At 33.6% G+C, this 4,824-nt stretch carries 6 protein-coding genes; all 6 read left to right on the forward strand.

The features are described from left to right. Positions 1-100: 100 nt before the first annotated feature. The 6 genes from C0V77_RS22675 (at position 101) to C0V77_RS22700 (ending at position 4,606) form a co-directional block, all read left to right on the forward strand. Entirely contained in the window at positions 101-727 is a 627-nt protein-coding gene (locus tag C0V77_RS22675) for a hypothetical protein (RefSeq protein WP_143706171.1), read from the forward strand. Continuing rightward, positions 714-1,556, forward strand: a complete 843-nt coding sequence (locus C0V77_RS22680; protein WP_101728679.1) for a hypothetical protein — start codon at positions 714-716, stop codon at positions 1,554-1,556. Before C0V77_RS22675 ends, C0V77_RS22680 begins: the two co-directional genes overlap by 14 nt. A gap of 230 nt (positions 1,557-1,786) precedes the next feature. Then, positions 1,787-2,608, forward strand: a complete 822-nt coding sequence (locus tag C0V77_RS22685) for an RHS repeat domain-containing protein (RefSeq protein ID WP_255408994.1) — start codon at positions 1,787-1,789, stop codon at positions 2,606-2,608. Then, the gene (locus tag C0V77_RS22690; RefSeq protein WP_101728681.1) at positions 2,601-3,020 is read left to right on the forward strand and encodes a hypothetical protein; all 420 of its coding nucleotides are present in this window, start codon (positions 2,601-2,603) and stop codon (positions 3,018-3,020) included. The genes C0V77_RS22685 and C0V77_RS22690 overlap by 8 nt, the downstream gene beginning before the upstream one ends. Before the next feature lie 220 nt (positions 3,021-3,240). Next, positions 3,241-3,996 (forward strand): glycoside hydrolase family 104 protein, encoded by a 756-nt coding sequence (locus C0V77_RS23335; protein WP_216824467.1) that lies wholly within the window; start codon positions 3,241-3,243, stop codon positions 3,994-3,996. 4 nt (positions 3,997-4,000) lie between these two features. Beyond that, the gene (locus C0V77_RS22700) at positions 4,001-4,606 is read left to right on the forward strand and encodes a hypothetical protein (protein WP_101728682.1); all 606 of its coding nucleotides are present in this window, start codon (positions 4,001-4,003) and stop codon (positions 4,604-4,606) included. Positions 4,607-4,824: the final 218 nt, after the last annotated feature.

A 4,824-nucleotide genomic window follows, 5' to 3' on the forward strand; every position in this document is an offset into this window, starting at 1 on the left:
CAGCATCGTAACTACGACGACTCATCAGCTTTTTTGAATCTCCCATGTTTGCAAAATTTATGCAAATAAGTGTGCCGATTTAATGAACCATCTCAATGGGATGGAGTCAGAGGATTATACTTATTCTGATGGCTATAGTAATATGAGTGTTAGGAATAGTACAGGGAGTATTAGCGTTAGTGGAGGTTTTGAACCTTTACAAGGTAGTCAACCAACTCCAAAAAAGACAATAAACCCTGTTACTCCGACCAATAAAGGAAATGTCAGTAAAGTATCTTGGGGAGAAACCAGTGGCATATACCCTACCAAAACACTAAATCCAACAGAAAAAGAATTAAACGACCCTACAAAGTGGGATATGAATAAAGTTCAACAATTAATGGAAGCAAGAGCAAGTATAGATTATATTTACAATAATGTCAATAAAGATGCTCATACCAATGATATTGACGCAGTAGGTAAAGATAAGTTGTTAGCTCCATATCATTTAAAGGACAATTTCCCGGAAGTACCTAAACAGATAAAAGACTTAGTAAAGGGGCGAGGCTTTTTTTACTTAGCATCAAAAGCTGATGTTAAAACGCCAAGTATCTCTGACAAATATTGGGATCAAACAATTGTGAAATCTTATGGCCCTTTTACAATAGAGGGGGAGGGGATGCTGCAAAAGGTGAAATTTATATTATTTTTTATAGTGCTAATCCAAAAAAGAAATGAAAATAAATAGACACATTTTTACCATAGCTTTATTGTTAGCAATAATATTTAATTATTGCTGGGTATATTCCCAAAATAAAAATAATGCTTCAAATTATTTAGGCATTCCTTCAAAAGCTATCATTCGCAGTCAAAATGATTTTGTTACCTATAGTGATACGGTTAGTTTAAAAGAAGAAATTCCACCTGTTGTTAGAAGTAAGATGAAGTCCTTAATTAAGGGTAGTGATTATTCAGAGAATAACCTTGTTTTTAAAGTTACCTACTCTTCAAGCGTCTTCATTTATATTTTTAAAACCTATTCATTTAGCATTGTTAGGTTTTACCTCATAGCATACGATGCAAAAAACGACAGGGTATCAACCATATCGCCATCTATTAATGGTAAATGGATGGAGAATAATGAACAGGGGTTTTCAACGCGTCTTTTGTATGAGCCACTTATTGAATTTCAAGACTTTGATAATGACAATAGAAATGAAATAATTATAAAAGAGAGAGTTCATAATGGCACTTTTTATAATGCGGTCATTAATAATTACTTTAAATTAGATAAATATCTAGAATTTAAAAAAGTGTTTGCTTTGGAGTCATATTATAAAACACCAATAGATGATTGTATTATAAGACGTACTTTAAAAGGGAGAAAAGTAATTTCTGAATTAAAATGTGACTCCCATGATTTTAGTCCTGTTGGTGAAGCAGATTTGGAATTTTCAAGGAATGTTCGGATAAAATCTAAAAATAGTATTGATGAAAAATATAAAGGATTACTCATTACAGGTAGTGGACTGAATGAGACAGTTTTCATCAACAAAGGTTATAGTATAGCATATTAGCCTTTTTTAATTCTGAACAAGTGTGAAGATTTAAGTATTTTAACTCTACTGCCTCACCCTGAAATAAGTTGACAAATTTAGGTACGAGTATTTAGTATAAGGCCATCCAATAATTAACTTGTTGGATGGCCTTTTTTAATATATTACCCAACTTCGCAGCACCCATAAGGTACTTCAAACAAACAACACCGCACACACCCAGACTTCTAAAATTTAATTAAAATAGGCGCATTTGCAATAGATTTGAGTTTTTAAATCGGGAAAAAGAAAGTACTTTTAATCTGAATTTGATTCGATTAGGAGCAAGAGGATATAACCCAACCATTGGGCGTTTTGATAGAGTTGACCCGGTAATTGAGGAACAAGAGCAATTTAGTTTGTATCAGTATGGGTGGAATAATCCGGTTTTAAGAATTGACCCGGATGGCAATCTTTCATTTCCTGCTGCGTTACCATTTTTACCCGAAATAGTTGCTGGAGCAACAGCACTAGGAGAAGCTATTGCAGCCACCACGGTCGGGGTAGCAATTGGAGCAGGAATCAAAAAACTAGTTGAGAGTGGTGTAGGACAAGGAGTAGGTGCATATAACCCAGCATTAGGGCTTGCAATGTCCACAAGTAAACCTGGTGAGTTAACGGGATTATACTCAAGAAAATTGAATAGTACATCTAAAGCAGCTTCATCAAATAGTAGTTCGAATGCTTCAAGTGGAGCTTCAGCAAGCGGTACGGCAAATCCTAGTGGGAGCAAAAAAAGTGGTTACACTCCAAAAGAAGAATTGCCTAGAAAAAAGGATGGTACACCAAAATCTGACAAAGATGCCTCCGGCCCACATACTCAATTAGGAACGAAAAAGGGAAGTAAAGGAGATTATAAACAGGCAAGAGAATTTGACAAAAATGGGAATCCCGTGAAAGATATAGATTTCACAGATCACGGTAGGCCAAAAGAACATACTAATCCGGACGAACACAAATATGTGCCAAACAATACAGGAGGAACTATGAAGAGAGGTTCTGCAGAACCTCTAAACAAAAAAAACAATGAATAAAACTATCCAACTTTGCAAAAAAGAGGCGGACTATTTAGAAATAAGTTTGCATGATATACTATCTAAAATACATGATGGTTATAACTACAAATGGAAAATTCTATGGATAGAAGCGGTGACTAATCCAAAAAGTGACTTTTTAGTTGTTGATTTTGAACAAAAAGTAAAAGAATCCTTATCAGGATATTTAATTAGTTGGAATCATTTGTTGGAAATGTCTAAGAAAATCCATCAAACAATTGAGGTGATTATAATCGGTGACAAAGAAGACAAAAAATTAAAAAGATATGAAAATGATGAAGATATGAGACTTTCATGTAATTATTGTATAGAACTCGTAGATTCTTCTTTTTGGGAAATAAGTAGTAGTAATTTTGAAGTATTGCAGAAATTAAATGAGGTTTTCTCTTGAAAACTGTCTTGTCCTTAAATAAGTTGACAAATTTAGATACGAGTATTTAGTATAAGGCCATCCAATAATTAACTTGTTAGATGGCCTTTTTTTAATATATTACCTATATGGACAACACACGTGCTGCCTATTAAGCCTTCAAAATAAAGAAAAGGAAAGTACGTTTAATTTGCGAAGAATTAGCTTTGGTGCAAGGACTTATAATCCTACGATTGGGAGAATGGACAGGGTTGATGCACTGAGTGATATAATGCGTAGACATTCTACTTATGCAACTAATTTTAATAATCCTTTAAGGTTTATTGACCCTGATGGAAACAGGGCTGTTTGGTCAGACGGTTATTCGACTATAGAGCAAACTGGACAATCTGAGCAGCATGATGGAGATATATACGATAGTAATGGTAATCATTTAAAAAACGATGGTAAACCTGATAAAAAGGTGTATGTGGTAGATGAAAAAAAACTTGATAAAAGCACTAATGGTTTGATAAAATGGGCTGTAACAGACCAAATTGAGAGACCTGGATTAACAAATGAAGAATTGAACATGAAAGCTACTTTAAATACAATAAGAGAATCTGAAGGACATGGAACCCCCACTGAATATGATACTCAGTATGGTGGTGGTAAAATTGAGAATTTAGACAAGCATCCAAATGAGGTTATAACAAAATGGGGGAAATCATCTTCAGCAGCTGGTGCATACCAATTTTTAGCAGGAACTTGGAAATCCCATGCCGCTAAATTAGGGCTCAAAGATTTTAGCCCTGAAAGTCAGGATAAGGCTGCTGCCTATGAAATCAGTTTAGTTAAAGGTGCCACGGAAATGGTAGAATCTGGGCAGTACAATTCAGCTTTGAGAGCATTGAGTGGTAAATGGACATCGTTACCTGGCGGAAAACACCAGTGGAAGTCAAATTTAGACAAGAACTTTTTGAGAAATCGTGCAGCTTTATTAACAAAAACTAATTAAAACTATGAAATACTATAATTATATAATTCTCATATTAATATTATTTGTAGTTGGTTTTTTACTTTACTTCAATAATTCTGCTTCAAAAGAAGCTAATGAAAACATTGAAAATAAAGAACAGCCGAACAATCTAATCGAAAAAGATACCGTAATTTCGTGTACTTGTTCAAACGGTACAAATAGTGTAAAAGTTAAAACTAAATATTTGACTTATAGTAAAAACTCACCGCAAGATTCCATTTTTGTTATCAATCAAAAACTGTTTTTCATTATTGACAATAAAGAAGTGGGCACCTATGAAATGCCTTTTTTCTATACAGATGTTAGTTTATTTAATAAAAAGTTCAAAGTTTCAAAAACAGTTTTGGGTGGAGCAAAATGTTTAGAAAATAATTCAAAAAATGTGATTTATAGTTTTTATGGATTTCATGCGTTTGACCCCCAGCATGAGTTTTTTAGTTTAAACTCAGCAAAAGGTGAATGGCTATGGTATTTCTATGGTGATAGATATGAAACGTATAAGAAGTACGGTAATGAATCAAAATACATTAAAGAGTATGGTTCGGAAGTAACAAGTTTAAATAACATGATAAAAGTTTTTCCACGCTGAAGTATGTCTTGGTCTGAAATAAGTTGACTAATTAAAGTAAGAGTTTTTATAGTAAGGCAATCCAATAATTAACTTTTGGATTGCCTTTTTTATATATTACCTATCTTGACAACAGACGTGTCTGAGATGGTTCATTAAATCGGCACACTTATTTGCATAAATTTTGCAAACATGGGAGATTCAAAAAAGCTGATGAGTCGTCGTAGTTACGATGCTGA

This window comes from Emticicia sp. TH156 (genome assembly GCF_002855535.1).
Classification (GTDB): domain Bacteria; phylum Bacteroidota; class Bacteroidia; order Cytophagales; family Spirosomataceae; genus Emticicia; species Emticicia fluvialis.